General features: G+C 41.2%; 26 protein-coding genes and 1 tRNA gene. 24 read left to right on the top strand and 3 right to left on the bottom strand.

Annotated features, from left to right (window positions below; translation table 11 throughout):
* The first annotated feature begins 93 nt into the window (after positions 1-93).
* The 16 genes from ppaX to B5473_RS08240 all read left to right on the top strand — a co-directional run bounded on the left by ppaX (position 94) and on the right by B5473_RS08240 (position 13,999).
* Complete coding sequence (gene ppaX, locus B5473_RS08315; protein ID WP_079524448.1) at positions 94-735, top strand: pyrophosphatase PpaX; 642 nt, start codon at positions 94-96, stop codon at positions 733-735.
* A gap of 2 nt (positions 736-737) precedes the next feature.
* Positions 738-1,268, top strand: coding sequence for an acyltransferase (locus B5473_RS08310; protein WP_079524447.1), 531 nt, complete (start codon positions 738-740; stop codon positions 1,266-1,268).
* A gap of 260 nt (positions 1,269-1,528) precedes the next feature.
* Positions 1,529-2,689: an ATP phosphoribosyltransferase regulatory subunit gene (locus B5473_RS08305; protein WP_079524446.1), complete on the top strand. Its 1,161-nt coding sequence runs from the start codon at positions 1,529-1,531 to the stop codon at positions 2,687-2,689.
* A gap of 4 nt (positions 2,690-2,693) precedes the next feature.
* Positions 2,694-3,317: an ATP phosphoribosyltransferase gene (gene hisG, locus B5473_RS08300; RefSeq protein WP_079524445.1), complete on the top strand. Its 624-nt coding sequence runs from the start codon at positions 2,694-2,696 to the stop codon at positions 3,315-3,317.
* A gap of 14 nt (positions 3,318-3,331) precedes the next feature.
* Complete coding sequence (gene hisD / locus B5473_RS08295; RefSeq protein WP_079524444.1) at positions 3,332-4,612, top strand: histidinol dehydrogenase; 1,281 nt, start codon at positions 3,332-3,334, stop codon at positions 4,610-4,612.
* The gene (gene hisB / locus B5473_RS08290; protein WP_079524443.1) at positions 4,612-5,205 is read left to right on the top strand and encodes an imidazoleglycerol-phosphate dehydratase HisB; all 594 of its coding nucleotides are present in this window, start codon (positions 4,612-4,614) and stop codon (positions 5,203-5,205) included. The genes hisD and hisB overlap by 1 nt, the downstream gene beginning before the upstream one ends.
* A complete protein-coding gene (hisH, locus tag B5473_RS08285) occupies positions 5,202-5,822 on the top strand; it encodes an imidazole glycerol phosphate synthase subunit HisH (RefSeq protein WP_079524442.1) in 621 nt (206 codons plus the stop codon). The genes hisB and hisH overlap by 4 nt, the downstream gene beginning before the upstream one ends.
* Positions 5,816-6,574 carry an imidazole glycerol phosphate synthase subunit HisF gene (gene hisF / locus B5473_RS08280; RefSeq protein ID WP_079524441.1) on the top strand — a complete coding sequence of 253 codons (759 nt, stop codon included), beginning with the start codon at positions 5,816-5,818 and terminating at the stop codon, positions 6,572-6,574. Before hisH ends, hisF begins: the two co-directional genes overlap by 7 nt.
* Positions 6,571-7,188 carry a bifunctional phosphoribosyl-AMP cyclohydrolase/phosphoribosyl-ATP diphosphatase HisIE gene (hisIE, locus tag B5473_RS08275; protein WP_079524440.1) on the top strand — a complete coding sequence of 206 codons (618 nt, stop codon included), beginning with the start codon at positions 6,571-6,573 and terminating at the stop codon, positions 7,186-7,188. The genes hisF and hisIE overlap by 4 nt, the downstream gene beginning before the upstream one ends.
* Before the next feature lie 184 nt (positions 7,189-7,372).
* On the top strand, positions 7,373-8,899 hold the full coding sequence (locus B5473_RS08270) for a tetratricopeptide repeat protein (protein ID WP_079524439.1): 1,527 nt from the start codon (positions 7,373-7,375) through the stop codon (positions 8,897-8,899).
* Between the two features lie 76 nt (positions 8,900-8,975).
* Positions 8,976-9,920, top strand: coding sequence for a thioredoxin-disulfide reductase (gene trxB / locus B5473_RS08265; RefSeq protein ID WP_079524438.1), 945 nt, complete (start codon positions 8,976-8,978; stop codon positions 9,918-9,920).
* 327 nt (positions 9,921-10,247) lie between these two features.
* A complete protein-coding gene (locus B5473_RS08260; RefSeq protein WP_079524437.1) occupies positions 10,248-10,718 on the top strand; it encodes an 8-oxo-dGTP diphosphatase in 471 nt (156 codons plus the stop codon).
* A gap of 14 nt (positions 10,719-10,732) precedes the next feature.
* Positions 10,733-11,614 carry an RNase adapter RapZ gene (gene rapZ, locus B5473_RS08255; RefSeq protein ID WP_079524436.1) on the top strand — a complete coding sequence of 294 codons (882 nt, stop codon included), beginning with the start codon at positions 10,733-10,735 and terminating at the stop codon, positions 11,612-11,614.
* 4 nt (positions 11,615-11,618) lie between these two features.
* Complete coding sequence (locus B5473_RS08250) at positions 11,619-12,596, top strand: gluconeogenesis factor YvcK family protein (protein ID WP_079524435.1); 978 nt, start codon at positions 11,619-11,621, stop codon at positions 12,594-12,596.
* A 50-nt stretch (positions 12,597-12,646) separates the two neighbouring features.
* The gene (whiA, locus tag B5473_RS08245; protein ID WP_079524434.1) at positions 12,647-13,588 is read left to right on the top strand and encodes a DNA-binding protein WhiA; all 942 of its coding nucleotides are present in this window, start codon (positions 12,647-12,649) and stop codon (positions 13,586-13,588) included.
* A gap of 153 nt (positions 13,589-13,741) precedes the next feature.
* Entirely contained in the window at positions 13,742-13,999 is a 258-nt protein-coding gene (locus B5473_RS08240; RefSeq protein WP_079524433.1) for an HPr family phosphocarrier protein, read from the top strand.
* A 381-nt stretch (positions 14,000-14,380) separates the two neighbouring features.
* Here B5473_RS08240 and clpP read toward each other — a convergent pair whose 3' ends face one another.
* Positions 14,381-14,971 carry an ATP-dependent Clp endopeptidase proteolytic subunit ClpP gene (gene clpP / locus B5473_RS08235; RefSeq protein ID WP_079524432.1) on the bottom strand — a complete coding sequence of 197 codons (591 nt, stop codon included), beginning with the start codon at positions 14,969-14,971 and terminating at the stop codon, positions 14,381-14,383.
* Positions 14,972-15,158: 187 nt separating this feature from the next.
* Here clpP and B5473_RS08230 point away from each other — a divergent pair.
* From B5473_RS08230 to B5473_RS08210, 5 genes are all read left to right on the top strand, one after another.
* Positions 15,159-15,230, top strand: a tRNA-Arg gene (locus B5473_RS08230).
* A gap of 742 nt (positions 15,231-15,972) precedes the next feature.
* Entirely contained in the window at positions 15,973-16,752 is a 780-nt protein-coding gene (locus B5473_RS08225) for a basic amino acid ABC transporter substrate-binding protein (protein WP_079524431.1), read from the top strand.
* Positions 16,753-16,782: 30 nt separating this feature from the next.
* Complete coding sequence (locus B5473_RS08220) at positions 16,783-17,484, top strand: amino acid ABC transporter permease (protein ID WP_079524430.1); 702 nt, start codon at positions 16,783-16,785, stop codon at positions 17,482-17,484.
* Positions 17,485-18,207 carry an amino acid ABC transporter ATP-binding protein gene (locus tag B5473_RS08215; protein ID WP_079524429.1) on the top strand — a complete coding sequence of 241 codons (723 nt, stop codon included), beginning with the start codon at positions 17,485-17,487 and terminating at the stop codon, positions 18,205-18,207.
* A gap of 204 nt (positions 18,208-18,411) precedes the next feature.
* Positions 18,412-19,206 (top strand): basic amino acid ABC transporter substrate-binding protein, encoded by a 795-nt coding sequence (locus B5473_RS08210; protein ID WP_079524428.1) that lies wholly within the window; start codon positions 18,412-18,414, stop codon positions 19,204-19,206.
* A gap of 58 nt (positions 19,207-19,264) precedes the next feature.
* Here B5473_RS08210 and B5473_RS08205 read toward each other — a convergent pair whose 3' ends face one another.
* Both B5473_RS08205 and B5473_RS08200 read right to left on the bottom strand, forming a co-directional pair.
* Complete coding sequence (locus tag B5473_RS08205) at positions 19,265-19,525, bottom strand: Parvovirus coat protein VP1-like protein (protein ID WP_368483373.1); 261 nt, start codon at positions 19,523-19,525, stop codon at positions 19,265-19,267.
* Positions 19,526-19,613: 88 nt separating this feature from the next.
* Positions 19,614-20,861: a Zn-dependent hydrolase gene (locus B5473_RS08200; protein WP_079524426.1), complete on the bottom strand. Its 1,248-nt coding sequence runs from the start codon at positions 20,859-20,861 to the stop codon at positions 19,614-19,616.
* A 124-nt stretch (positions 20,862-20,985) separates the two neighbouring features.
* Here B5473_RS08200 and B5473_RS08195 point away from each other — a divergent pair, with 124 nt between their 5' ends.
* The 3 genes from B5473_RS08195 to B5473_RS08185 all read left to right on the top strand — a co-directional run bounded on the left by B5473_RS08195 (position 20,986) and on the right by B5473_RS08185 (position 25,547).
* A complete protein-coding gene (locus tag B5473_RS08195; RefSeq protein WP_079524425.1) occupies positions 20,986-22,524 on the top strand; it encodes a PucR family transcriptional regulator in 1,539 nt (512 codons plus the stop codon).
* Positions 22,525-22,658: 134 nt separating this feature from the next.
* Positions 22,659-24,014: an aspartate aminotransferase family protein gene (locus B5473_RS08190; protein ID WP_079524424.1), complete on the top strand. Its 1,356-nt coding sequence runs from the start codon at positions 22,659-22,661 to the stop codon at positions 24,012-24,014.
* A gap of 15 nt (positions 24,015-24,029) precedes the next feature.
* A complete protein-coding gene (locus tag B5473_RS08185) occupies positions 24,030-25,547 on the top strand; it encodes a CoA-acylating methylmalonate-semialdehyde dehydrogenase (protein ID WP_079524423.1) in 1,518 nt (505 codons plus the stop codon).
* Positions 25,548-25,857 lie beyond the last annotated feature (310 nt).

The raw sequence follows: 25,857 nt of genomic DNA, 5'->3' as shown, positions 1-25,857 counted from the left end.
TCATAAAATAAAAATCACCACCATTTAGGGAAATACTATTTAACACCGTTTGCATTAGTGCGAGCGGTTTTTTAAAAGGGAGCATTCTTCAGTATGAAAACAAAAGCCTTGCTGTTTGATTTTGACGGCACATTATTAAATACCAATGATTTAATTGTCCAGACATTCATGTATATTTTTGACGAAAAATTTCCCGGGCAATATTCGACAGAAGACTGCCTAAGATTCATCGGTCCGTCATTAAAACAGACGTTTGACGAATTAACACCGGGCGAAACCGATGTCATGATCGGGAAATATAAAGAGTGGAACGCACTTAACCATGACCGCTTAGTGACAAGCTATGATGCGGTAGTCGAAACTTTGGAAGAGCTCCACAAATTAGGCATCAAACTGGCGATTGTTTCAACGAAGGCAAGAGAAAGCCTTGCCCGCGGTTTAAAAGTACTTTGTGCCGAACAATATTTTGATGTTATTGTCGGTTTTGATGATGTGGAGCAAGTAAAGCCACATCCTGAACCGGTTCTATTAGCACTAGAAAAGCTAGGTGTCGGTAAAGATGAAGCAATCATGATCGGCGACAATTCGCATGATATTGAAGGCGGGCAAAATGCAGGTGTCCGAACAGCGGGTGTTGCGTGGTCTGCTAAAGGTGTCGATTATTTAATGTCTTATAAGCCGACTTATATGCTTCATCATATGCGTGATTTATTGAATATTGTGAAAGGGGAGTAGGCATGCGCAGAACAGAACGCTACAAAGTTCAAGGTGCGAATTCATTATGGAAAGTTTATAATACCGTTTCCTTTTGGAAAGTAATGAAATGCTTTATTGTCATCCAAATTGGACGGGTTACCCCGGTTATGGCTTGGAAAAACTGGCTGTACCGCTCATTTTTAAAAATGAAAATCGGAAAAGAGGCATCGTTGGCATTGATGGTCATGCCTGATTCCATGTTTCCGGAACGTATTTCAGTTGGCGATAACTCGATCATCGGCTTTAATACGACAATTTTAGCGCATGAATATTTAATAGAAGAATACCGTCTCGGTGATGTCGAAATCGGCAGCAATGTTATGGTTGGTGCAAACTCGACGATTTTACCAGGTGTGAAAATAGGTGACGGTGCAATTGTTTCTGCGGCGACATTGGTACATAAGGACGTACCGGCAGGCGCAATGGCAGGCGGCAACCCGATGCGCATTATTTTCACTGCGGAACAAATGGCAGAACGAAAAAAGAATGACAAGCCGGTCTGGCAAAATTAATGGCAGAATATCCATTTCCCACTAAAGCGGAGATGGATATTTTTTTATGTCTTTTCCGCCACATAACTGAATTTGGCAAAAGATGATGTATAATATAAAAATATATCAGAAAATTAAATTAACTAAATATTTGTATGAATCCATTGACTACGAACATAAGTAGCAGTAAAATACTTTCATACACTAGTGATTTAACACTCTAGTATACTAAAGTATAGTATACAGAATTTAACCAAGTATAAAAATTAGGATGTGTGAAAATGTCATCGATTAAAATGTTTGAGAAGCCACTTGGAATGCGCGATACGTTACCGGAAATTTACGAAAAACTTGAATTGATCCGCTCAACAGGACGAGCAATGCTACGTGAGCGCGGCTATGAATTTATTAAAACACCATCTGTTGAATATTACGATACAGTCGGGAAAGCATCTGCAATTTCCGATGCCCGACTTTTTAAATTGGTTGATAGCCAAGGAAATACCCTTGTACTACGACCTGATATGACAACACCGATTGCCCGTGTTGCAACATCGAAATTACTGAAAGAAAAAATTCCTCAACGCCTTGCCTATTTTGCCAATGTGTTCCGTGCGCAGCAGCGAGAAGGCGGGCGCCCGGCTGAATTCGATCAAATGGGGATTGAACTGATCGGTGACAATTCCGTGTATGCCGATGCGGAAGTGATCATGACGGCAATCGATTTAGTAAAGGCTTATCAAATTACAGATTTCAAAGTAACAATCGGACATGCAGGAGTATTGAGCTGTATTTTGAAGGACTATACAGAAAGCGATGCACAGGCCGATGATTTAAATGATCTTCTTGTACAACGAAATTTTGTCGGATTTGAAGAAGCGGTACTGGCATTTGATTTGCCGAAAACAAAATCCGATGCTCTGTTAGCCTATATTGAAGATGCGATCAGCCTTCCTTCAATTGAAGCAATCGAAAAATATGTTCGCAAAAACGATGCGCTGGAATATATGCGAAATTTGGGCAGAATATTGGATGCTGCCGGCTATGAGGAGTACATCGCATTCGATTTCACATTATCAAGCCATATGAGTTATTACACAGGGATGTTATTTGAAGTGTTTGCTTCAGGCAGCGGATTCCCATTAGGAAATGGCGGACGTTATGACGGCTTAATGCAGCATTTTGGTTCACAAGCCGGTGCAACAGGCTTTGGTTTACGTGTTGACCGTGTATTTGAAGCAATGCCAAAGATCAACGTCGACAAAGATGAAGTGCTTGTATTGTTTGCGGCTGAGCGTTTTGCAGAAGCCTTACAGACAGTCCAGCTGCTGCGTGAACAAGGAAAGCAAGTGACTTTCCAATCATATGAAGGCATCGAAAATATCGAAGCATTAAAAGCTCACTTTAAAATCGTTAATGAATACAATAGCAGGGAGGCGTAATCAAATGACACAGCTAACAATTGCGATGCCAAAAGGCCGTATTTTTGAAGAAGCATATGAAATGTTGCTGGAGGCTGGCTTTAACCTTCCTGAAGAAGTGGAAATGTCGCGTAAACTTATGATCGAAATACCTGAGGAAAATATTCGCTTTATTTTAGCGAAACCGATGGACGTACCGGTTTATGTCGAGCATGGGGTTGCAGATATTGGAATTGCGGGTAAAGATGTTTTACTTGAGCAGCGCCGAACTGTCCATGAGCTGCTCGATTTGAAAATCAGCGAATGCTATATCGCTTCAGCAGGGTTGCCAAACACAACGATTAACGAAATTGCGCCGCGTATTGCAACGAAGTATCCGAATATTGCGATGAAGTATTACAAAGGAATCGGCGAGCAGGTTGAGATTATTGAGCTGAACGGATCGATTGAACTGGCACCGATGATTGGCCTGGCCGATCGCATTGTCGATATCGTTTCAACGGGTCGTACACTGAAGGAAAACGGCTTAGTGGAATATGAGCATATTGCCGAAGTTTCATCCCGTTTAATCGCGAATCCTGTAAGCTATCGCATGAAAAGTGATCGCATTCAAGATTTAGTTACACGCTTGAAAAAATGTGTGAAATAAGAGGGGCCAACGAGATGAAAATAACAATTTTGGATAACGATATTTCTTTAAAACGCCAACTCGAGCAAGGCAATGAACAGCAGCTGCAAACGGTACGAGAAGTCATTCAGGATGTGCGTACAAAAGGTGATGCGGCGATTAAATATTACAGTGAAAAGTGGGACGGCTTTGCACCGGAAAACTTACGCGTAGCCGAAAGTGAAATCGTTGAAGCGGTGAAAAATTTTGATCCGCAATTATACGGCGATTTACAGGAAGCGGCAGATAATATTTACCGCTATCATAATGAACAAAAACGTACGGGATTCCAGTTGCCGTTAGAAGACGGGTCATATTTAGGGCAACGGATTACACCGCTTGATGCAGTTGGATTATATGTACCTGGCGGATCTGCAGCCTATCCTTCTTCTGTATTAATGAATGTCATCCCGGCACAAGTGGCGGGAGTGAAACGCATTGTCATTACTTCACCGGCAGGAAATGACGGGAAATTGCCGGAAGCTGTACTCGTTGCAGCACATATTTTAGGTGTGACGGAAATTTATAAAGTAGGCGGTGCACAGGCAATTGCTGCATTAGCATACGGAACGGAAACGATTGCTCCGGTAGATAAAATTACAGGCCCGGGCAATATATTCGTAGCATTGGCGAAGCGTGAAGTATTCGGTGAAGTGGCCATTGATATGATTGCCGGTCCGTCTGAAATTTGTATTTTAGCAGATGAAAGTGCGTATGCCGATGAAATTGCTGCTGACCTGCTATCACAGGCAGAGCATGACACATTAGCATGTGCTGTCCTGATTACAACAAGCGATGACTTGGCGGATGCAGTGGCAGATCAGGTCGAGATTCAATTATCAAAACTGCCGCGACAGTCGATTGCACGAAAATCGATTGAAAACTTCGGTCATATTTACGTAGCGGAATCCATTAAAGATGCGGTACGTGCTGTCAATTCATTGGCACCTGAACATTTGGAAGTCATTACGGATAATGCTGAAAAGGTTTCGGAAATGATTACACATGCCGGTGCGATTTTTATCGGCCGCTATAGCTCGGAGCCGGTAGGGGATTACTTTGCAGGCACGAATCACGTATTACCGACGAACTCAACAGCGCGCTTTGCAAGTGGCTTAAATGTCGATGATTTTATTAAGCGCACGAGCGTTGTGTATTATAGCGAAAAAACTTGGCAACAAAATGCGCCGAAGATTGCGCGTCTTGCACGACTTGAAGGGTTGGAAGGACATGCAAGAGCGGTAGAATCGCGCGGCTGGGATAAAGGAGAAGAATAATGACACGTTTTGCAAAAATCGATCGCGATACAAATGAAACAAAAATTAAAGTAGAGCTCAACTTGGACGGTACAGGTCAAGCCGACATTAAAACAGGTGTTGGCTTTATGGACCATATGCTCGATCTATTTATCAAGCACGGATTGTTTGACGGTAAAATACTGGCGGACGGGGATACATGGATTGATGATCACCATACGACAGAAGATATCGGGATTGTGTTAGGACAAGCATTCCGTGAAGCATTAGGCGATAAACAAGGAATTAAACGCTATGGTACGGCATTTGTACCGATGGACGACGCATTAGCACAAGTTGTTGTTGACTGCTCAAACCGTCCGCATTTGGAATACCGCATTACTCCGGAACTGAATGCGAAAGTAGGAAACTTTGATACAGAGCTTATCCATGAGTTTTTATGGAAGTTTGCACTGGAAGCACGCATTAACCTGCATGTCATCGTTCCTTACGGCCATAATACACACCATATTATTGAAGCGATTTTTAAAGCTACGGCACGTGCATTGGATGCAGCGGTTGAAATCGACCCACGTGTAAAAGGTGTGCCATCAACAAAGGGGCTGTTAACGTGAAGATAGGTGTAATTGATTATGGAATGGGCAATCTGTTTAGTGTCGAACAGGCATTAAAACGATTGGATGTACAAGTAATTGTTTCAAGTGATATTGGACAGCTGGAAGCGGCAGATGCTTATGTGCTGCCGGGTGTAGGCGCTTTTCCGGATGCGATGAAACGCCTGGAAGAAACGGGGCTCATCAATTTCATTAAAACGACGAAAAAGCCGCTGCTTGGCATTTGCCTTGGGATGCAGCTGATGTTTGAGGAAAGCGATGAAGTGGCGCAAACGAAAGGTCTTGGTATTTTCAAAGGACGTATTCAGCGCTTTACTGATGTTACACGTATTCCGCATATGGGCTGGAATGAGCTGAAATTAAACCAAACACCAGTGTGGTTAAAAAATGAAGACTTGCCGCAAGAACGCCATGTCTACTTTGTTCACTCGTACTATGCGAACGGCATCGATGATATGGAGCTAATCGCCTCAGCTGATTATGAACACGTACAAGTACCGGGCATCGTGGCAAAAGATAATTTTACAGGTATGCAGTTCCATCCAGAAAAGTCAGGGCCGTTTGGTGTGTATTTATTGACGGCTTGGACACAGGGAGTGAAAGAGGGCGTATGTTAACAAAACGAATTATTCCATGTCTTGACGTGAAAGAAGGACGTGTTGTAAAAGGGGTACAGTTTGTAGAATTGCGTGATGCAGGCGATCCTGTAGAGTTAGCTAAGTTTTATGATGAGCAAGGCGCCGATGAGCTTGTATTTCTTGATATTTCCGCTTCGCATGAAGGTCGGGAAACGATGGTCGATGTTGTCCGTCAAACGGCAGCAACATTAGCAATTCCGTTTACAGTAGGTGGTGGTATCCGAACGATCGATGATATGAAGCGTATTTTACGTGCAGGTGCTGATAAAGTATCGGTCAACACATCTGCACTGGAGCGCCCGCAGCTTATTAAAGAAGGCGCGGATTACTTTGGGGCACAATGTATCGTTTGTGCGATCGATGCGAGGTACAGTGAAGAAGACGGAACATGGATGGTATACACACATGGCGGCCGCAATAAAACAGCGTGGAAAGCAGTCGATTGGGCGAAAGAAGCGGTTCGACTAGGTGCCGGAGAAATTCTTCTTACATCGATGAACCAGGACGGCGAGAAATCAGGTTTTGACCTGGCATTAACGAAAGCGGTACGTGATGCGGTAACCGTTCCTGTCATCGCGAGTGGCGGGGCAGGGAATGCCGAACACTTCCGTGAAGTATTGCAGGATGTTGATACAGATGCGGCACTCGCAGCGAGTATTTTCCACTATAAAGAAACAAGCGTAGCAGAAGTGAAAAGCTACTTAAAAGAAAAAGGGGTTCGTGTACGATGAACGTAAAATTTAATGAACAAGGCTTAATTACAGCCGTAGTACAAGATGCACAGTCAAAAGAAGTATTAACAGTAGCTTATATGAACGAAGAGTCACTCCAAAAAACGATTGAGACGAATGAAACTTGGTTTTATTCACGTTCTCGTCAGGAGCTTTGGCATAAAGGCGCAACGAGCGGCAACACGCAAAAAGTAGTTTCGATCAAAACAGACTGTGACAAGGATGCACTTGTAATTGAAGTCATTCCAGCTGGTCCGGCTTGTCATAACGGAACGACTTCATGCTTTACTGAAAGCTTGGTAGAAAACGAACGCCCTGGCTCTGTCGCGATTCTCCCGCAGCTTGTAGAAGTGATTAAACAACGTGAAATCGATATGCCTGAAGGGGCGTACACAACGTATTTATTCGATAAAGGTATTGATAAAATCTGTAAAAAAGTCGGCGAAGAGGCTACAGAAGTTGTCATCGGGGCCAAAAACCGCGATGCAGAAGAAGTGAAATGGGAATCGGCAGATCTTCTTTATCACTTATTAGTATTGCTTCAAGAGCAAAAAGTCGATGTTTATGAAGTGCTTGATGTATTGCAAAAACGTCATGAAGGAAAGAAGCAATAACAACTAAAAATTAACACCGCTTTGTCAGACGTGTTTTTAGTACATATGTGCCGGATATGCTATAATAGTAAGAATTGATTAAGGGACCACACCTGTGCGTTCCTTATTTCTTTGTTTACAAACAAATGACCTGCGTATTTGATGATATAGAATGTATTGAACGGAATGACTCGGAGGAATATTATTGGAAAATAAACGTTTAAAACCAAAAGCTACTAATGTCGTGTCGTTTGTTCCGAATGGTGATTATTATTACAAGAAAGCTTTAAAGGCAATAGAACGAGACGAAATGGATAAAGCATATAAATTTATAAAGCGCGCTGCGGATTTAAGTCCGGATGATGCGCATGTGTTACTACAGTACGGAATACTTGAAATGGAACTGCAAAATTTTGAGCATGCATATGAGCTGATTCACACAGCCTATAGTTTAGAGCCGAATGAATCCGAAATCATTTTCATGCTGGCGGAAGTGTCGGGCTGTATCGGTCATATTGCGGATGCCCAAAAATACGCAGCACAATATTTAGAAATGGAACCTAATGGCACATATACGGAAGACGCCTCTGAAATATTGGAGTTTGTCGACTATGTGGGCGAAGAAATGGATGACATGGACGAATTTGATGGGGCAAAGCATGTGGCACAGGAAAAAGCTCGCCGCCATATGGAGCAGGGAGATTTTAAGACAGCTATCGAAATGCTGGAGCAACTCATTGAAGAGTATCCGGACCTTTGGAATGCGTACAATAATCTGGCGTTAGCTTATTTTTATGTCGGAGACGCGGAACAGGCACGAGCACTTTTATATCGAGTGCTGCGTGAAAACAAAGGCAATCTTCATGCACTTTGCAACTTGGCCGTATTTGCGTATTACGAAAAAAGCAGTGAAGAGCTAAATGAACTGGTCGGGTTATTGAAGAAAATCCAACCGTTCGATTGGGAAAACCGTTATAAGCTCGGTGCGACATTTGCGTTAATCGGGCAATATGAAGAGGCCTATAAATGGCTGCGTTCTATGAGTAAGAAAGGCTATGATGGAGAGCCTGGCTTCTATTTCTGGCTTGCCCAGTCAGCTTACTTCTCAGGACATGAAACAATTGCAAAAGATGCATGGAAAATGCTCATCCAGTTGGATCCATCAAAAGAAGGGATGGAACCGTGGGTAAGTGGTGAAGGTTCTATTTTACGCAATTCCGCGGAAAACCATCGTGACTTCATTATTCGTCAACTAACAGATGAGCATCAGTCAAGCCGATTATTCGGCATGTTTTTATTGAAGCGGTCTGCACATAAGCAAGAGATTGTTGCACACCCGTCTCTTTTAAATGTCTCGAATTTTACGGCTATCGAAAAGCTTTGCATGGCGTATGCATTGGATTATGACTTCAGTAACGGCAGCAAGGAAGAACAGCAATTCCTGCGGTTTATGGAAGTTGCCGAACTGATTACAGAAACGAATGATTCGATTTCATTGGAAGTGGCGCAAGTGTTAAGTACATGGTTTGCACTTGGAGAAATCGCATTCGAACAAGGCTATGCGTTTAAAAATCGTGCAGCGCTTGCTGCTGCTGTTGAATATTCTTTCCATACGGCACTGGAAAACAAAGTGACGAAAAAAGCAGTTGCGGGTAAATATAATATTTCGACTGCCACATTATCGAAATACAATGATGAATTATATGAATTTGTACCGTCGGACTTTGAATAGGCAGTATATTTGTATTTATACAAACAATCTTATACGATAAAAATATATAAAAGGTATACGCAAGAGGAGGATCTTCATGTCAGAAGAAAAAATTTATGATGTAGTCATTATCGGAGCAGGTCCAGCAGGTATGACTGCTGCGGTATATGCATCACGCGCTAACTTATCAACATTAATGATTGAACGTGGGATTCCCGGCGGACAAATGGCTAATACAGAAGCAGTGGAAAACTACCCTGGTTTCGATACAATTTTAGGGCCTGAGCTATCGACAAAAATGTTTGAGCATGCGAAAAAATTCGGTGCTGAATATGCTTACGGTGATGTAAATGAAATCATCGACGGTGAAGAATACAAAATTATCATTTCAGGTAAAAAACAATATAAAACGCGCACGATTATTATTACAACTGGTGCAGAATATAAAAAACTGGGCATTCCTGGCGAAACAGAACTTGGCGGCCGCGGTGTAAGTTACTGTGCTGTATGTGATGGCGCATTCTTCAAACAAAAGAACCTTATCGTAATCGGTGGGGGCGACTCTGCAGTTGAAGAGGGTGTTTACTTAACACGCTTTGCGGATAAAGTAACAATCGTACACCGTCGCGATAAGCTTCGTGCACAAAAGATTTTACAAGACCGTGCATTTGCGAATGAAAAAGTAGACTTCATCTGGAATTCAACAGTGAAAGAAATTCATGAAGTTGACGGTAAAGTAGGCAAAGTGACGTTAGCTTCAACAGTTGACGGTACAGAATCAGAAGTGGAAACAGATGGCGTATTCGTATATGTCGGCATGCTTCCATTAACAGCGCCATTTGCTTCACTGAATATTTTAAACGAAGCAGGCTATATCGTAACAAACGAAAAAATGGAAACGGTTATTCCAGGTATTTATGCAGCGGGCGATGTTCGTGAAAAAATGCTTCGTCAAATTGTAACAGCTACAGGCGACGGCAGTATTGCAGCTCAATCAGCTCAACATTACGTGGAAGAAATAAAAGAAAAAATAAATCAATAATTCTTTAACATAAATGTAATCATATCGTTACAAAATAAGGGTATACTAAAAGTGGAATTTGTTTTAACCCCCTTATATTTTATCCTAAGGTTGTTTCAAGCGGTTTACGCTGAAGCAACCTCTTTTTTTGTGGCTTTCAGGCAAAAATGCTGGCATTATAAATGAAACGCTTGCTTTTACTGAATGCATAGGACAAGGTATAATAGAAATAAGCTTTAGAAAAACACAATTCGCTTCACATAGCGAAATTGTGTCTTTACTTATGTGGAATTCGTGAAATATTATATATTCACTTATCCATTAAATGAAAAAGTTGAGGTGTTGTGTATGCAACGTATTACAAATTTACTCGCTATTAAAGATGGTCAAGTATTATTGCTGCAAAAGCCGAGAAGAGGCTGGTTTGTGGCACCGGGTGGGAAAATGGAGCCAGGAGAGTCCATCTATGACTCCGCTATACGCGAATTTCAGGAAGAGACGAATCTAACACCAAAAGACGTTCATTTAAAAGGCGTATATACAATGGTTATTAAAAATGGAGATACAGTCGTCGATGAGTGGATGCTGTACACATTTATTGCAACAGATGTTGAAGGAACACCATTTGTCGAAACACGGGAAGGCATTTTAAACTGGTATGAAATTGATCGTTTAAAGGATCTTCCGATGGCAGCAGGTGACCGTACGAATTTATTATTTGCAGCATTAAATAAAGGTACGCAATATGGTACATTTGAATATACAGAGGATTTTGAGCTGATTAGTGAAAAAATCCAAAACTCGACGGAACAAAACTAGAGGAGATGAAATAAGTGGCAAGTTCGAGCTATACACATGAGTTAGTGATTATTACAGGAATGTCAGGGGCGGGCAAAACGGTAGCAGTTCAAAGTTTTGAGGATTTAGGTTATTACTGTGTAGATAATTTACCTCCGGAGCTTTTAACTACTTTTTTAGCGCTAATGAAGGGTTCCGAAAAAAAGATTTCACGTATGGCCGTTGTCATGGATTTACGTGGGAGAGAATTTTTTGGCTCATTGATCGAATCGCTCGACGCACTACTGGACGAAGAAGATATTTTACTCCGTATTTTATTTTTAGAATCCGATGATGCCACATTAGTTCGCCGCTATAAAGAATCACGCCGATCACATCCGCTTGCACCTCAGGGATTACCGCTGGAAGGGATTCAATTGGAGCGCGAATTGCTTTCTGAAGTAAAAGGGCGCGCCAAATCAATCGTCAATACTTCCAAGTTAAAACCACGTGAATTACGTGAACGTATCGCCCAGGAATTCAGCAATATGAGCAGTCCGACGTTTTCACTAAACATTATGTCATTTGGATTTAAGCATGGGCTGCCGATTGATGCAGATTTAGTATTCGATGTCCGTTTTTTAAAAAATCCTTACTATGTTGATGAATTGAGGCATAAAACAGGGCTACAAACAGAAGTTTCCTCTTACGTACTGGCAACAGAAGAAACACAACAGTTAATTGCCAAACTGACTGACTTGTTCACTTTCATGATTCCCCATTACCGTAATGAAGGCAAATCACAGCTTGTCATCGCTTTCGGCTGTACGGGCGGGCAACATCGCTCCGTTACACTTGCTGAATACTTCGGGAAGCTATTGGCAAAAAATGATCAAGTCATCGTTACACATAGAGATATCAATCATAGGAAGGATTGATGAAATGAAAAAAAAGAGAACAAGAATCGTCGTAATTGGCGGGGGGACAGGCCTTTCAACAATTTTACGCGGTTTAAAGCAACATCCTTTTGATATAAAGGCCATCGTTACGGTTGCAGATGACGGTGGCTCTTCTGGACGTTTGCGGGATGACTATGATATCCCGCCGCCAGGAGATGTGCGAAATGTAATTGCCGCACTTTCAGACGTAGAGCCGTTAGTTGAGCAAATGTTTCAATATCGCTTTTCCCAATCAAACGATTTAGGCGGTCATTCGCTCGGGAATTTAATGTTGACGGCTTTAACGGAAATTACAGGTGATTTTAACCATGCGATTGCTGAAATGAGCAAAGTTCTGAATGTGCACGGAAAGGTCATTCCAGCAGCGAATAAGAAGGTTACATTACATGCCGAATTAGCGGATGGGTCAGACATTATAGGTGAGTCGAAAATTCCATCAGGCCATGCACCGATTAAACGGGTATATTTGGAGCCGAGTAATCTCAAACCTTTACCTGCTGCAGTTCATGCGATTGAACGGGCAGATTTTATTTTGATTGGACCTGGAAGCCTTTATACAAGCATCATTCCGAATTTGTTAGTAAAAGGAATCGGGCAGGCAGTTATTCGTGCTAACGGTGAAAAGATTTACATTGCGAATTTAATGACCCAGCAAGGTGAAACGGGAAACTTTACTGCTTCAAAACATATTGAAGCAATCCATGAACATGTCGGAGAAGCATTTATTCAATCGGTACTGATCAATGAAAAGGAGCTGCCTCCTTCGATTTACGAAAATTACCGTGAAGAAAATGCCGAACCTGTAAAGTTCGATATTGAAAGACTGCAAGAAATGGGCATTAATATTATTCCAAAAGAGATTGCACTTATTGAAAATGGAACAGTACGACATGATGCGGTAAATCTCGCTGAATGGCTTTGTGAATATACATTACAGAAAAAACAAACGATGCAAGAATAGTAGTATGAAAGAAACGCTACATAGGTTGCTAGGAAAGGGGGAGCGAATCCATGTCATTTGCATCTGAAACAAAGAAAGAACTGACGCAAGTAGAAGCAGGTGATAGCAGTTTAAAGGCTGAAGTATCTGCCCTTATACGGATGAACGGTTCGTTAAGTTTTGCGAATCGGCAATTGAGCTTAGACGTACAAACAGAAAATGCGGCAATCGCACGGCGGCTCTATACAATTGTAAAGAAGCTTTATCCATATAATGTCGAGTTGCTTGTTCGAAAAAAGATGCGTCTTAAAAAGAACAATGTGTATATATGCCGTGTTCGTGAAGGTGCACGGGAAATTCTTGCGGATTTAGAAATTGTCTCAAATTCATTTGAGTTTAATCATACAATCTCCAAATCAATCATACCGAAAGAAAGTGAACGCCGTGCTTATTTACGTGGTGCCTTTTTGGCAGGAGGCTCGGTGAACAATCCGGAAACCTCTTCCTACCATTTAGAGATTTATTCTTTATATAAGGAGCACGGGGAAGCGTTGGCAGAGCTGATGAACCGATACGACTTAAATGCGAAAACGATCGAACGTAAAAAAGGCTTTGTAACGTATTTGAAAGAAGCCGAAAAGATTTCGGATTTTATGAATTTAGTCGGTGCTGTACAGGCAATGCTGAAGTTTGAGGATGTGCGGATCATTAGAGATATGCGTAACAGTGTAAACCGTATCGTAAACTGTGAAACAGCCAACTTAAACAAAACAATAGGCGCGGCGTTGCGGCAAGTGGAAAATATCCGCTATATTGATAATGCGGTAGGTCTTGATCAACTGCCGGAAAAACTGCGTGAAATAGCACGTCTTCGTGTGGAATATCAGGACGTGACGTTAAAAGAGCTCGGTGAAATGGTTTCAACTGGCGTCGTCAGTAAATCAGGCGTCAATCATCGTCTGCGCAAAATCGATGAAATCGCGGATGCGCTCCGTCGTGGAGAGAGTATTTAATTCACATAAAGGTACGGAGCAAGTACGTCGAGGCGTAAAAGAAAAAATTGGTAACGATTTCATAAAAGATGTTTCCAATTGTTGTTCTTTTCGGACAATTTCGTTAAGATAAACTTAGAAGCGATGAACGGTTGTGAAAGGGAGTATTTCAACATGATTGAAAAACAAGTAGAAGTAAAGTTAAAATCGGGCTTACAAGCAAGACAGGCCGCTTTGTTCGTCCAAGAGGCGAATCGTTATAAAGCAGACGTCTTTTTAGAAAAAGGTACGAAAAAAGTAAATGCAAAGTCGATTATGGGCATTATGAGCCTAGCTGTTGCAAAAGGCACAGTTGTCACATTATGGGCAGACGGCCATGACGAAGAAAAAGCAATCGATGCACTACAACTTCTAATTGAAAAAGCGGATTAAAACAAAAGAGCTAGCATAAAAGTAAAAATTTCATTGGTAAGGAAAAAATCCTTGTTAAGAAACGGATATTTTGGAAAATTGATTGGAATGCAGGGCGAGTGTAGCTGACGGCTACGCCTTTCGCTACAAGATTTTCTCTGTGACGAAAGCGTAAGCGACAGTCACAAGCAAAGCTTCCTGCGGGAATAGCGTGACGCCTGAGACTACAGGCTCAGGCCACGCCCGCGGAAAGCATCCCGGAATGGAAATCAATTTTTACGCACAGCGAAAAAATGCCATTTTTCTCCCAGAGAGAAAAATGGCTTTTTTGGATTATGTCTTATATTATTTTTGAATACAAAAAAGCATACAAGACGAATCTTGTATGCTTGAATGAATCGATTATTTTAATTGGTTACGCTCATAAATTTTATCGATAAGACCGTACTCTAATGCTTGCTCTGCAGACATGAAGTTGTCACGATCTGTGTCGCGTGCCAACGTTTCGTAATCTTGGCCACTGTTTTCAGCCATGATGCGGTTTAATTTTTCACGTAAGTGTAAAATACGTTTTGCAGCGATTTCAATTTCTGTTGCTTGACCTTGTGCTCCGCCAAGTGGTTGGTGAATCATTACTTCTGCGTTTGGTAATGCAATACGTTTGCCTTTTGCACCAGCAGAAAGCAGGAATGCACCCATTGAAGCAGCCATACCGATACAGATTGTTGATACATCAGGTTTGATGAAGTTCATTGTATCGTAGATCGCCATACCTGAAGTGATAGAGCCACCTGGTGAGTTGATATATAGGTAGATGTCTTTATCTGGATCTTCAGCTTCTAAAAATAATAGCTGTGCTACGATTGAGTTCGCAACATTATCGTCAATCCCACTACCTAATAAAATGATGCGGTCTTTAAGTAAACGTGAATAAATGTCATATGCACGTTCGCCGCGGTTTGTTTGTTCAATAACTGTAGGAATTAAGTTCATTGAAAAATCCTCCCTTTGTTAAAGCTTATATTCGATTACTTTTGCTGAAATTGACAAATATTTCAGCTGTAAACCTATCATACACGTATTAGTCAGTTATGGTCAAATATAAACTCTGATTTTTACAGTTGAAAATAAGGGGTTCCATCTGTATAATGAAAAAAGTTGCTCATATACTTATTTATATGTCCTCGTGGTGTAATGGATAACACTTCAGATTCCGGTTCTGAGGCTGGGGGTTCGATTCCCTCCGAGGGCGCTTTCTTTTTAAAGATTATTATTGACCAGCATGAAGTAAAAATAATCTTTCTCTTCCATTTTTCTACAGTTTAATTTTGACGCTACACTATAAGTTTCCGAAACTAATCTAATTTAAACGCTCTTCACCTAAAAAATTAAATTTCTTTGTAAAAAAGCACTTTTCCTACTTGAAATATATGTAGAAAATTAGTACATTATTAAATGTTGTGTTTTTACAAAACTAGTTAGATAGACCATACTATCATGTCCTTTAGGGGGCACCATTTTACTGTTTTAATATACGTTTCAATATCAATTGCAAAAAATCATCTGAGGTTTTTTTGCAATAGAGAATGAAGTTTCATTAGGATAGAAGGAATCACTGTACCGGTTCTTTTTATCCTTCATTCGTTCTCTAACTAAATAACAATTTCAAGACTGCATGAGAGGGAGTTCCTCTTGTGCAGTTTTTTTATTTTTGTTAAAAAATACCCATCCAATTAACATATATTATAAAAAACAGGGAATATATGTAATGATGCGAGAGTCTTTCTGGAGAGGGGAATACAATAATGAAATAGTAATCGAGTGAATAAATATTAAATTATATGCAAATATACCGTCAATTTTGTTATATTAATTCATCATACTGCAATAATAATCAATTTTTTAAAAATTAAATGTTGTATATTAATTGTGGAATTAATATAATTGAACATGTTATTAACAAAAAAACTACTACATCCAGGAGGATATTCATAATGAGTACTAGAAAACTATTTAAATGGGCAGCACCTTTAGCTGCAGCTTCAATGATTTTAACAGCGTGTGGAGCGGACGAATCTTCATCAACAGGTGATAAAGAATATAAGAAAATTGTTGCAGGTACGGAAGCTACATATGCACCATTTGAATACTTAGATGATAAAGGTAATGTTGTCGGATTAGATTCAGAGATTTTAGCAGCGATCGGCGAAGAGATGGGCATTGAAACAGAAGTGAAGAATGTAGGCTGGGACTCTATGATGAGCCAAGTAACAACTGGTGAAGTAGATATGGGTGCAGCGGCTATTACAATCACAGATGAGCGTAAAGAATCATATGACTTTACAGACCCTTATTATGAAGCGACTTTACTGATCGTGACAAAAGAAGGTTCAACAGTTGCATCATTGGAAGATATTAAAGACAAAAAAATCGCGGTACAAATTAATACGACAGGTCATATCGCAGCACAGGAACTTCAAGGTGTTGCAAGTTCGAAAATTTTGGCATATGAAAACTTCTCTGTTGCTTTAACAGAAGTACTGACAGGTGCAGCAGATGCCGCTATCGGTGATAATGCAGTAATTTTAGATTACCTTGAAAACAATCCTGATTCAGGCTTAAAAGCGGTAGAAGATACTTCATTTGAGAAAGATTACTTTGGCTTTATGGTGAAAAAGGGCAACAAAGAGCTATTGGATATTTTAAATGAAGGTCTTCAAAAAATTAAAGACAATGGTAAGTTAGCTGAAATTACAGGTACGGAAATCGAATAAGCTACATTTTAATTTATTGGAGGGTTTCAGATGGATTTTTTAGATTTTTTCCGTTGGGATATAATCTGGAACTACCGTGAACTATATGCAAAAGGACTTTGGGCGACTATTGTTTTAACAGCATGTGGTTATATTGGTGGTATCATATTCGGTCTAGTTTTAGGATTAGGCCAAGTTTCAACAAAAAAATGGATATACTGGCCGGCTAAAATTTATGTCGACGTATTCCGTGGTACGCCAATGCTCGTACAATTATTATTAATTCACTTAGCTGTTATTCCAACTATTTTTGGAACTTCACAAGGTTGGTGGGTATCGGGTATTGTCGGCCTGATTTTAAACAGCGCCGCTTACAATGCAGAAATTTTCCGTGCAGGGATCCAGTCGATCGACAAAGGGCAAATGGAAGCTGCAAGGTCATTAGGGTTAACGCATAGCCAGGCGATGCGCAAAGTTATTTTACCGCAGGCGTTCCGTCGCATGATCCCACCTTTAGGAAATGAATTTATCGCACTGTTAAAAGATTCTTCACTTGTAACGGTAATCGCCGGAGCCGAAATTTTATACGTAAGTAAAGTAGTAGCCGGAACGTATCAGCGTTTCTGGGAGCCGTATTTATTCGCGGCGTTCCTGTACCTTGTATTGACGTATGCTGTAACGAAGCTCATTGCATTTATCGAAAAACGAGTTGATATTAATTACAACCCACGTAAGAAAAAGGAGCGCGCATAAATGATTAAAGTAGAAAACTTACACAAGCATTTTGGCAAGCTCGAAGTGTTAAAAGGGATCGATTATGAAGTACATGAAAAAGAGGTAGTTTGTGTCATCGGGCCATCTGGTTCTGGGAAATCAACGTTTCTTCGCTGCATGAATTTGCTGGAAGAAGTAACGGATGGTGCAATCTATATTGAAGGTACTAAAATTAATGATCCGAAAACAAATATTAACGAAATCCGTACAGAAGTGGGAATGGTGTTCCAGCAGTTCAACCTATTCCCGCATATGTCGGTCATCGATAATATTACGATGGCTCCAATGCAAATTCGCCAACTGAACAAAGCCGATGCCGAAAAACTGGCACTGGAGCTATTGGATAAGGTCGGTTTGCGTGAAAAGGCATATAACTATCCGCAGCAGCTATCAGGCGGTCAGCAGCAGCGTGTAGCGATTGCCCGCGCGTTGGCAATGAAGCCGAAAGTGATGCTGTTTGACGAGCCAACGTCAGCCCTTGACCCGGAAATGGTTAAAGAGGTTCTGGAAGTAATGAAAAACCTTGCAAAAGAAGGTATGACAATGGTTGTCGTAACACATGAAATGGGCTTCGCACGTGAAGTAGGCGACCGTGTACTGTTTATGGATGGCGGCTACATCGTAGAGCAAGGCCACCCGGATGAAGTATTCGGCAACCCGCAAAACGAACGTACAAAAGCCTTTTTAGGAAAAGTTCTATAAGAGAATGGAAACTATCTTCTATTATGATGAGTAGTAGAAGGTAGTTTTTTATATTTAGTAGAGAGCACGCAAATGGTTGGAATTCAGGGGAGGCGACTCCTTGAGGAATCTTTATAAATCAAACTATCAGAAGATTTAGAATTGCATATTGTGTGGTTTTACTAAAAAATGTATAATCTTAACAAAAATAGAGGGGGTTTTATAATGTTCAAAACAAAGAAGTTTTTAATAACGATGCTGCTAATGACATTAACAATCATTTTAGCCGCATGCGGTACAGCAGACGATGGAACATCAGGAAGTGCAACATCTGGAGAAGGTGGCGGTAAAAAGCTGCTAGTCGGAACAGAAGCAACATTTGCCCCATTTGAATCGATGAACGATAAAGGTGAAATTGTCGGTATCGATGTTGATATTATGAAAGCAATCGGTGAAGAAATTGGTTCGGAAATCGAATTCCGAAATGTAGGTTGGGAGCCGGTATTCCAACAAATTACGAATGGTGAACTGGACTTAGGTGCATCAGGCATCACCATTACAGATGAGCGTAAAGAAACGTATGACTTTACAGATCCATATTATGAAGCGTCATTAATGATCGTTGTGAAGGAAGATTCAACTATTGAAACATTGGATGAGTTAAAAGATCAAAAAATCTCTGTTCAAATTAATACGACAGGCCATATTGCTGCACAAAACCTGCAAGGAAAATCAAGTTCAAAAATTTTAGCTTATGAAAACCAGCCAGTTGCTTTCCAGGAAGTAATCAATGGTGCAACAGTTGCAGCGTTTGGCGATAATGCCGTTGTAATCGAATACTTAAAGAACAATCCAGATTCAGGATTAAAAGCAATTGAATCAGATGAGTTCGAAAAAGAGTATTACGGCTTTATGGTGAAAAAGGGTAACACAGAGTTACTGAACCGTTTAAACGAAGGTCTAGCAAAAATTAAAGAAAACGGTAAATTAGAAGAAATTACAGGTCAGAAGATCGATTAATAAGAAAACACAGGCATGAACCCTTTATGGTAAAGGAATTCATGCCTGTGTTTTTAGTTTATATTAGAAAATTCTTTAACCGAATCGCTCTGGAAAATAAATTTGCGTCCCTCCCCATTTTTGTTGAGGGGTTTTTGTATTGATTTAAACATTGCTGAAAGATCGCGTCACAATATCTTTTATCGTATCCGTATGCATAACAAGCATCATGGTTCAGGCAGCAATTATCTACTGCATTCGTTGGTGCACCAGGTCCGCTGCATCCCGGTCCGCAGTAACGGTAGCCAGGAAAGCAGAACCCCATTGCAGGACGTCTCATCATCCCACCTCCTTATAGTAGGTACCATATAGTATGTTCACCTAATAAAAAGAGGAGGGCAATTCTATTGATTTCATCATAAAAACCTTTACTTTACACTAGCAGACTTTACGGGTGAAACCGAAGATTCGGCTACTTTCAATACTGCATTAACAAGGACATCCGCACCTTTTGAACATTCTTCGTAAGATGTATATTCATCTTCGCGGTGACTATAGCCTTTCGCACTTGGAACGAAAATCATCGTAGAAGGAATGTAGCCTGCGATAAATTGAGCATCGTGGCCGGCACCGCTGAACATATGATGGCGTGAATAGCCCAGTTCATCTGTACTTGCCGCTACAGCATGGACAACTTCCGGTGCAAAATACACTGTATCCCGGCTCCATAGTTTTTCATAGCTTAGCTCGCAATTTTCGATTTCTTTCGGAAGGTCGAAAATAATCTGCTCCACTTGCTGAATAACTGCCGGGTCTTGATGGCGGGATTCCAACGAGAATGTTACTTGACTAGGGATAACTGTATGAATATTCGGGTAGGCATTGATGCGCCCGATCGTATAAACAAGATCTTCAGGAAGCTGTTTTAATTTATTTTGCAGAATTGAAATGATTTGCATCGCGGCAAACATACTGTCTTTACGCATGGAAATAGGGGTAGTTCCCGCATGGTTCGATTCGCCGGTTAATGTGATGTCATAGCATACCATGCCAAGAACGCCTTCCACGACACCGATTTCTTTTTTATAATGTTCCAGCACGGGACCTTGTTCAATATGAAGCTCCAAATACGCATGGGCCTCTGTCAGACGGTTTGCGACATCGCCTTCATAGCCGCTTTCTTTCAGGGCTTGTTCAAATGTTACCCCTTTAGGGTCAGTTGAAGCGAGCATCTTTTCCTTTTCGAATTTTCCTGAAAGAACACCTGAAGCCATTAATGACGGTTCAAAACGTGCACCTTCTTCATTTGTGAAGTTTACGATAGTAATAGGATGATCCAGTTCGAGTTTTTCATCAATAATCGTTTGGACGGCTTCCAGTGCAGTTAAAACACCAAGCACTCCATCGAAGCGTCCGCCTTTAATGACTGAATCCAAGTGTGAGCCGATGACAATCGGTAAATTATCGGAGTTGGAAGGAAGTGTTGCATACATAGTGCCCATATCATCAACCGTTACGATCATACCAAGCTGTTCGCAAATTTCCTTGAACTTGTTACGCGCGAGAATATCTTCGGGAGATAGGCTTAAACGTGTGACACCATTATTTTCTGTTGCCCCAAATTGGCTGAATAAATCAATCGTGTTTTGAAGTCGTTCGCGATTTGTTTTTAACATAAATGTCCCCCTTAAATTCAATAATATATAAACATTAGCACTAGCATATAACAAATTAATATATACTTAATGTAAAATGTTACAATAATTGTATGGACGAATTGTTAATGATAGGGGGCTGCTTATGTTAACCGTAAAAGAAGTTCTAAATCGAAAATACTTTGAATCAGCAAAGGTCGTCGCAGGTCAAACCGGCTTAAACCGTGCGATCAAATGGATTCATATATTGGAAGTAACCGATGTGAAGCAGCTTATAAGAGGAAATGAGCTCATTCTGACAACGGGCGTCATTTTAAAGGATAATGAACAAGGTTTTTTAAATTTTGTAAAGCAGCTGAGCGAATTACATGTAGCCGGGCTATGTATTGAGTTGGGAATGTACATTCAAACGGTTCCGGAAAGTGTGATCAGTCTGGCAGATGAACTGGATTTTCCGCTTATTGTATTTCAGGAGATTGTCCCGTTTGTCGGTATTACGCAAGATTTGCATACAGCGATCATTCATCAGCAATACGATATTTTAAGGCAGCTCGAAGATTACTCCCAGAAGATTAACAACTATGTTCTGAAGGTGAATGACAAAGTAAAGATTTTGCAGTATATGCAAAAGTATTTAAATGTGGATATTTATTTTGATGTGAAAAAAGGAACAAGTCTCGCAATCCCGGATAAAAAGATTGAAAATTGCAAAAAGTATATTGATCGTTTAGGTAGTAAACATAAAGCAAAGATTGAAGTAAATTTATTTGATCAATTGTACGGCACGGTCTATATCTATTCCGAAAAAAGAGAAATGACGGAGTTGGATTTGCTTATTTTGGACCGCACAGTTGTTACACTGTCGCAGTTTATTTTAAGAGATTTATATATTGAAGAAAAATTGGAAAGCGAGAACCGGAAGTTTTTCGAGAAGTGGCTTGAAGGTGAAAACAGCGATGATGAATTGCTTTATTTCATCGAAGAGATTGACCAGAAGCTGAAGCATAACGGCTGGATGGTTATGATTCATCAGCTGAGAAGGAAAAATGCGAAAAAAGATTTAACGAATTACAAAATCAATCTTCGTCAGGCATTGCAGAAGGAAGGGTTTTACACATTTATTGTCGAGCAGTCCCAATATTTGATTTTCATTGTTAACGATCTGGCGCAAGGGGCTACGTATAAAGAGCGGATGAACCGCGTGATGAATGAGATGATCCAGCAAAATAAACAGGACATGCTTATTGCTGTTGGGAAATATGTTTCGCATTACAATGAATTAAAAGAAAGCTATCAAACAGCACAGGAAACGTTGCAGATCCGGATGAAACATATGGAGCATTCATATTTCTACGATGAACTGGTGCTGTACCATATGGTGAAAGTTCTGCAAAACAACAGCAGTCTTATGCAGGCAGCGAAGGAAAAAATTGAAATGCTTAGTCAGTATGACAGCAAGCATAACGCGAATCTGATCCAAACGCTTGATGTGTATTTTCAGTGTAACGGATTAAAAAAGGAAACCGCCGAAAAACTGTTCATCGTCCGCCAAACTCTTTATCACCGCCTGGAAAAAGTGGAGCAGATCATCGGCAATGATTTTATGAAATACGAAAACCGTCTCTGCCTGGAAATCATGCTGCTCATGACGAAGCATAATTATTATGAGGGTGTGAAGGTTTAGGAGGCGTGGTCTAGTAAGCTCTTTGGCCTTAATGTGAAATCGAGGCAAACATCCATTTTACACTATGTATAATGCCCTTAATCTTCCAATAAGCGAAAATAGAAATAGAGTTTAGGAATGTAGGAGGGAAATGCATGAGCCAATATGTAGAGTATAACTGGAAAGCAAATGACGAAAAACATGTATGGCACTCGATGAAGCCTTATAACCCGGAAGCAACATTTATCGTAGAACGAGCAGAAGGGGCTTGGCTGACAGACATCGATGGCAATAAATATTTAGATGCAATGGCAGGGCTTTGGTGTACAAATATTGGTTATGGTCGTAAGGAGATTGCCGACACAGCTTACGAGCAAATGCTTAAAAACTCATATACACCGCTAACGAATGGGCACACACCAGCGATTTTACTGAGCGAGAAAATCAGTGAGTTGCTTGGTGACGAATATGTCGTCTTCTATTCGAACAGCGGATCGGAAGCAAATGAAGTGGCGTTTAAAGTGGCAAGACAATATCATCAGCAAAAAGGTGATACAAACCGCTATAAAATCATCTCCCGCTACCGTGCTTATCATGGAAGTTCAATGGGCGCGTTGGCAGCAACAGGCCAAGCGCAGCGCAAATATAAATACGAGCCGCTTGCACCCGGCTTTTTACATGTAGCACCACCTGACCAATACCGGAACCCTGAAGAAACGGTAAACGGCGATGCTACGACATTGCCAAGTGTGAAAAACATTGACCAGGTGATGACTTGGGAAATGTCCGAAACGATTGCCGCGGTTATTATGGAGCCGATCATTACAGGTGGCGGTGTCATTGTGCCGAATGAAGATTACTTGAAAGGCGTAAAGGAAGTGTGCGAGAAACATGGTGCGCTGTTAATTGTTGACGAAGTAATCTGCGGTTTCGGACGTACAGGTACAGCGTTCGGATTCCAAAACTATGGCATTAAGCCGGATATTGTGACGATGGCTAAAGGGTTAACAAGTGCCTACATGCCATTATCAGCAACTGCAATCCGCCGTGAAATTTACGAGCAGTTTGTCGCGAATGGGGAATATGAATTTTTCCGTCATATTAATACATTTGGCGGTTCACCGGTCGCATGTGCGGTGGCACTGAAAAACATTGAAATTATGGAGCGCGAAAATTTATTTGAGCAATCCGTAGTACTCGGAGAATCGCTTAAGCGCACATTGAAAGAAAATTTAGAGGATCATCCTTTTGTAGGCGATATTCGCGGAAAAGGATTATTGATCGGTATTGAGCTTGTTGAAAACAAGGAAACGAAAACACCGCTTGATGTTGAGCGCGTCAATGCAGTGATTGCCTACTGTAAGAAAAAGGGCGTCATTATCGGGAAAAACGGTGTAACGGTAGCGAACTTCAATAATATATTAACGCTGTCACCACCGCTTTCAATTTCATTGGAGGAAAAAGATCTGATTGCCAATACAGTGATTGAAGCAGTGAACAGTATTAAATAAAGGGGGATCTTCATAATGACAGAAGCAGTTTCGGTAAAAAAATTAACACATTTTATCAATGGGGAATTGGTCGAAGGGAAGAGCAGCAACTATTCGAAAGTTTATAACCCGACGACAGGCGAAGTAATTGCCGAAGTTCCGATTGCGACAGCTGAAGAAACACGTGAAGCTATTGCAGCAGCAAAAGCGGCTTTCCCGGCATGGCGCGATTTATCTGTTGCGAAGCGTGCAGAAGTGTTGATGCGTTTCCGATTTTTACTGACAGAAAATATGGATCAGCTGTTGGATATTATTTGTACGGAGAGCGGAAAAACGTTGGAGGATGCGCGCGGTGAAGTGACACGTGCACTGGAATCGGTTGACTTGGCAATCGGTGCGCCTCATCTTGTAAAAGGGGAATATTCGGTAAATGTAGGTGGTCAAATTAATGCCTACTCTGCGAAGTATCCTTTAGGTGTTGTTGCGGCGATCTCGCCATTTAACTTCCCGATCATGGTACCGTTAGCGCAAACATCGATGGCGGTCGCTGTCGGGAATGCGGTTATTTTAAAAGCATCCGAAAAGGTGCCGATGACTTCGCTGTTTGTCAGTGAGCTATGGAAAAAAGCTGGATTGCCGGACGGGATCTGGACAGTAGTAAACGGCAGTAAAGATGCGGTAAATGAACTGCTGGAAAACCCGACTGTTCAGGCAATTTCATTTGTCGGCTCAACACCTGTTGCGAAATATATTTATGAAACGGGTTCAAAATACGGTAAGCGCGTAACTGCTCTAGGCGGCGGTAAAAACAATATGGTCGTTATGCCGGATGCGGATTTAGAGCAAGTGGCGAACGCGTTTATCGGTGCAGCATATGGTGCGGCTTCCCAACGTTGCATGGCGATCTCTACAATTATGCCGGTTGGTGAAGAGACGGCTGACCGACTTGTTGCTATTTTGAAAGAGAAAATCAGCAACTTAAAAGTGGGCAGCTATAAAGAAGAGGGCACGGATTTTGGTCCGGTTATTTCAAAAGAATCGAAAGAGAATATTTTGAAAGCAATCGATTTAGCTGAACGTCAAGGTGCGACAGTTGTAGTGGACGGCCGTGAACTGGATATCGTGAAAAACTCGGAAGGCTTCTTCGTCGGTCCGACATTACTGGACAATATTACGAAGGAGATGGAAATTTTCGATGAGGAAGTTTTCGGTCCGGCTCGTAATGTTGTGCGTGTAAACTCGCTTTCGGAGGCCATTGATTTCATTAACGGTCAGGACTTGGCGAACGGGGTTACGATCTTCACGAATGATGGTGCGGCAGCGCGCAAGTTTACAACGGAGATTGATGTAGGCATGGTCGGCGTCAATGTGCCGATTCCAATCCCTGTCGGCTATCATAACTTTGCCGGCTTTAAAGGTTCGCGCTTTGGTGAAGGGCATATGTTTGGTCCGGATCAGGCCCGATTCTTTACGAAAACGAAAACGGTATCGGAACGCTGGCCAGACACAACAGAAACGACAGCATCGACGTTCGCTTTCCCTAGCAATAACTAAAATACATGAAGAAACAGCCTGATTCCGGATGTGGGGTTAGGCTGTTTTTTTGATTTTTATTGGGGATGGCTGGCGGGCAACGCGGGAGTGTGGTTTTATTAGAACATTTGTGGCGGATATTAGAAGAAAGGGCGGTAATGAGAGTTCGTGGGTACTGATTTAGGTTCGGGTAGAGGCGGGTTTATATTTTATTAGAACATTTGTTATGGATATTAGAAGAAGTAGACCGGTCATTAGAATAGTTCGCGTGTTTATTAGAAGATTGGGTGGTAATGGGGTTGGTAGATGCAGATTTAGGCTCGGGTGGATG

The sequence above is a fragment of the Solibacillus isronensis genome (assembly GCF_900168685.1).
GTDB lineage: Bacteria > Bacillota > Bacilli > Bacillales_A > Planococcaceae > Solibacillus > Solibacillus isronensis_A.
The sequence above is the reverse complement of the archived record's forward strand: the minus strand, read 5'-3'. Positions and strand labels throughout refer to the sequence as shown.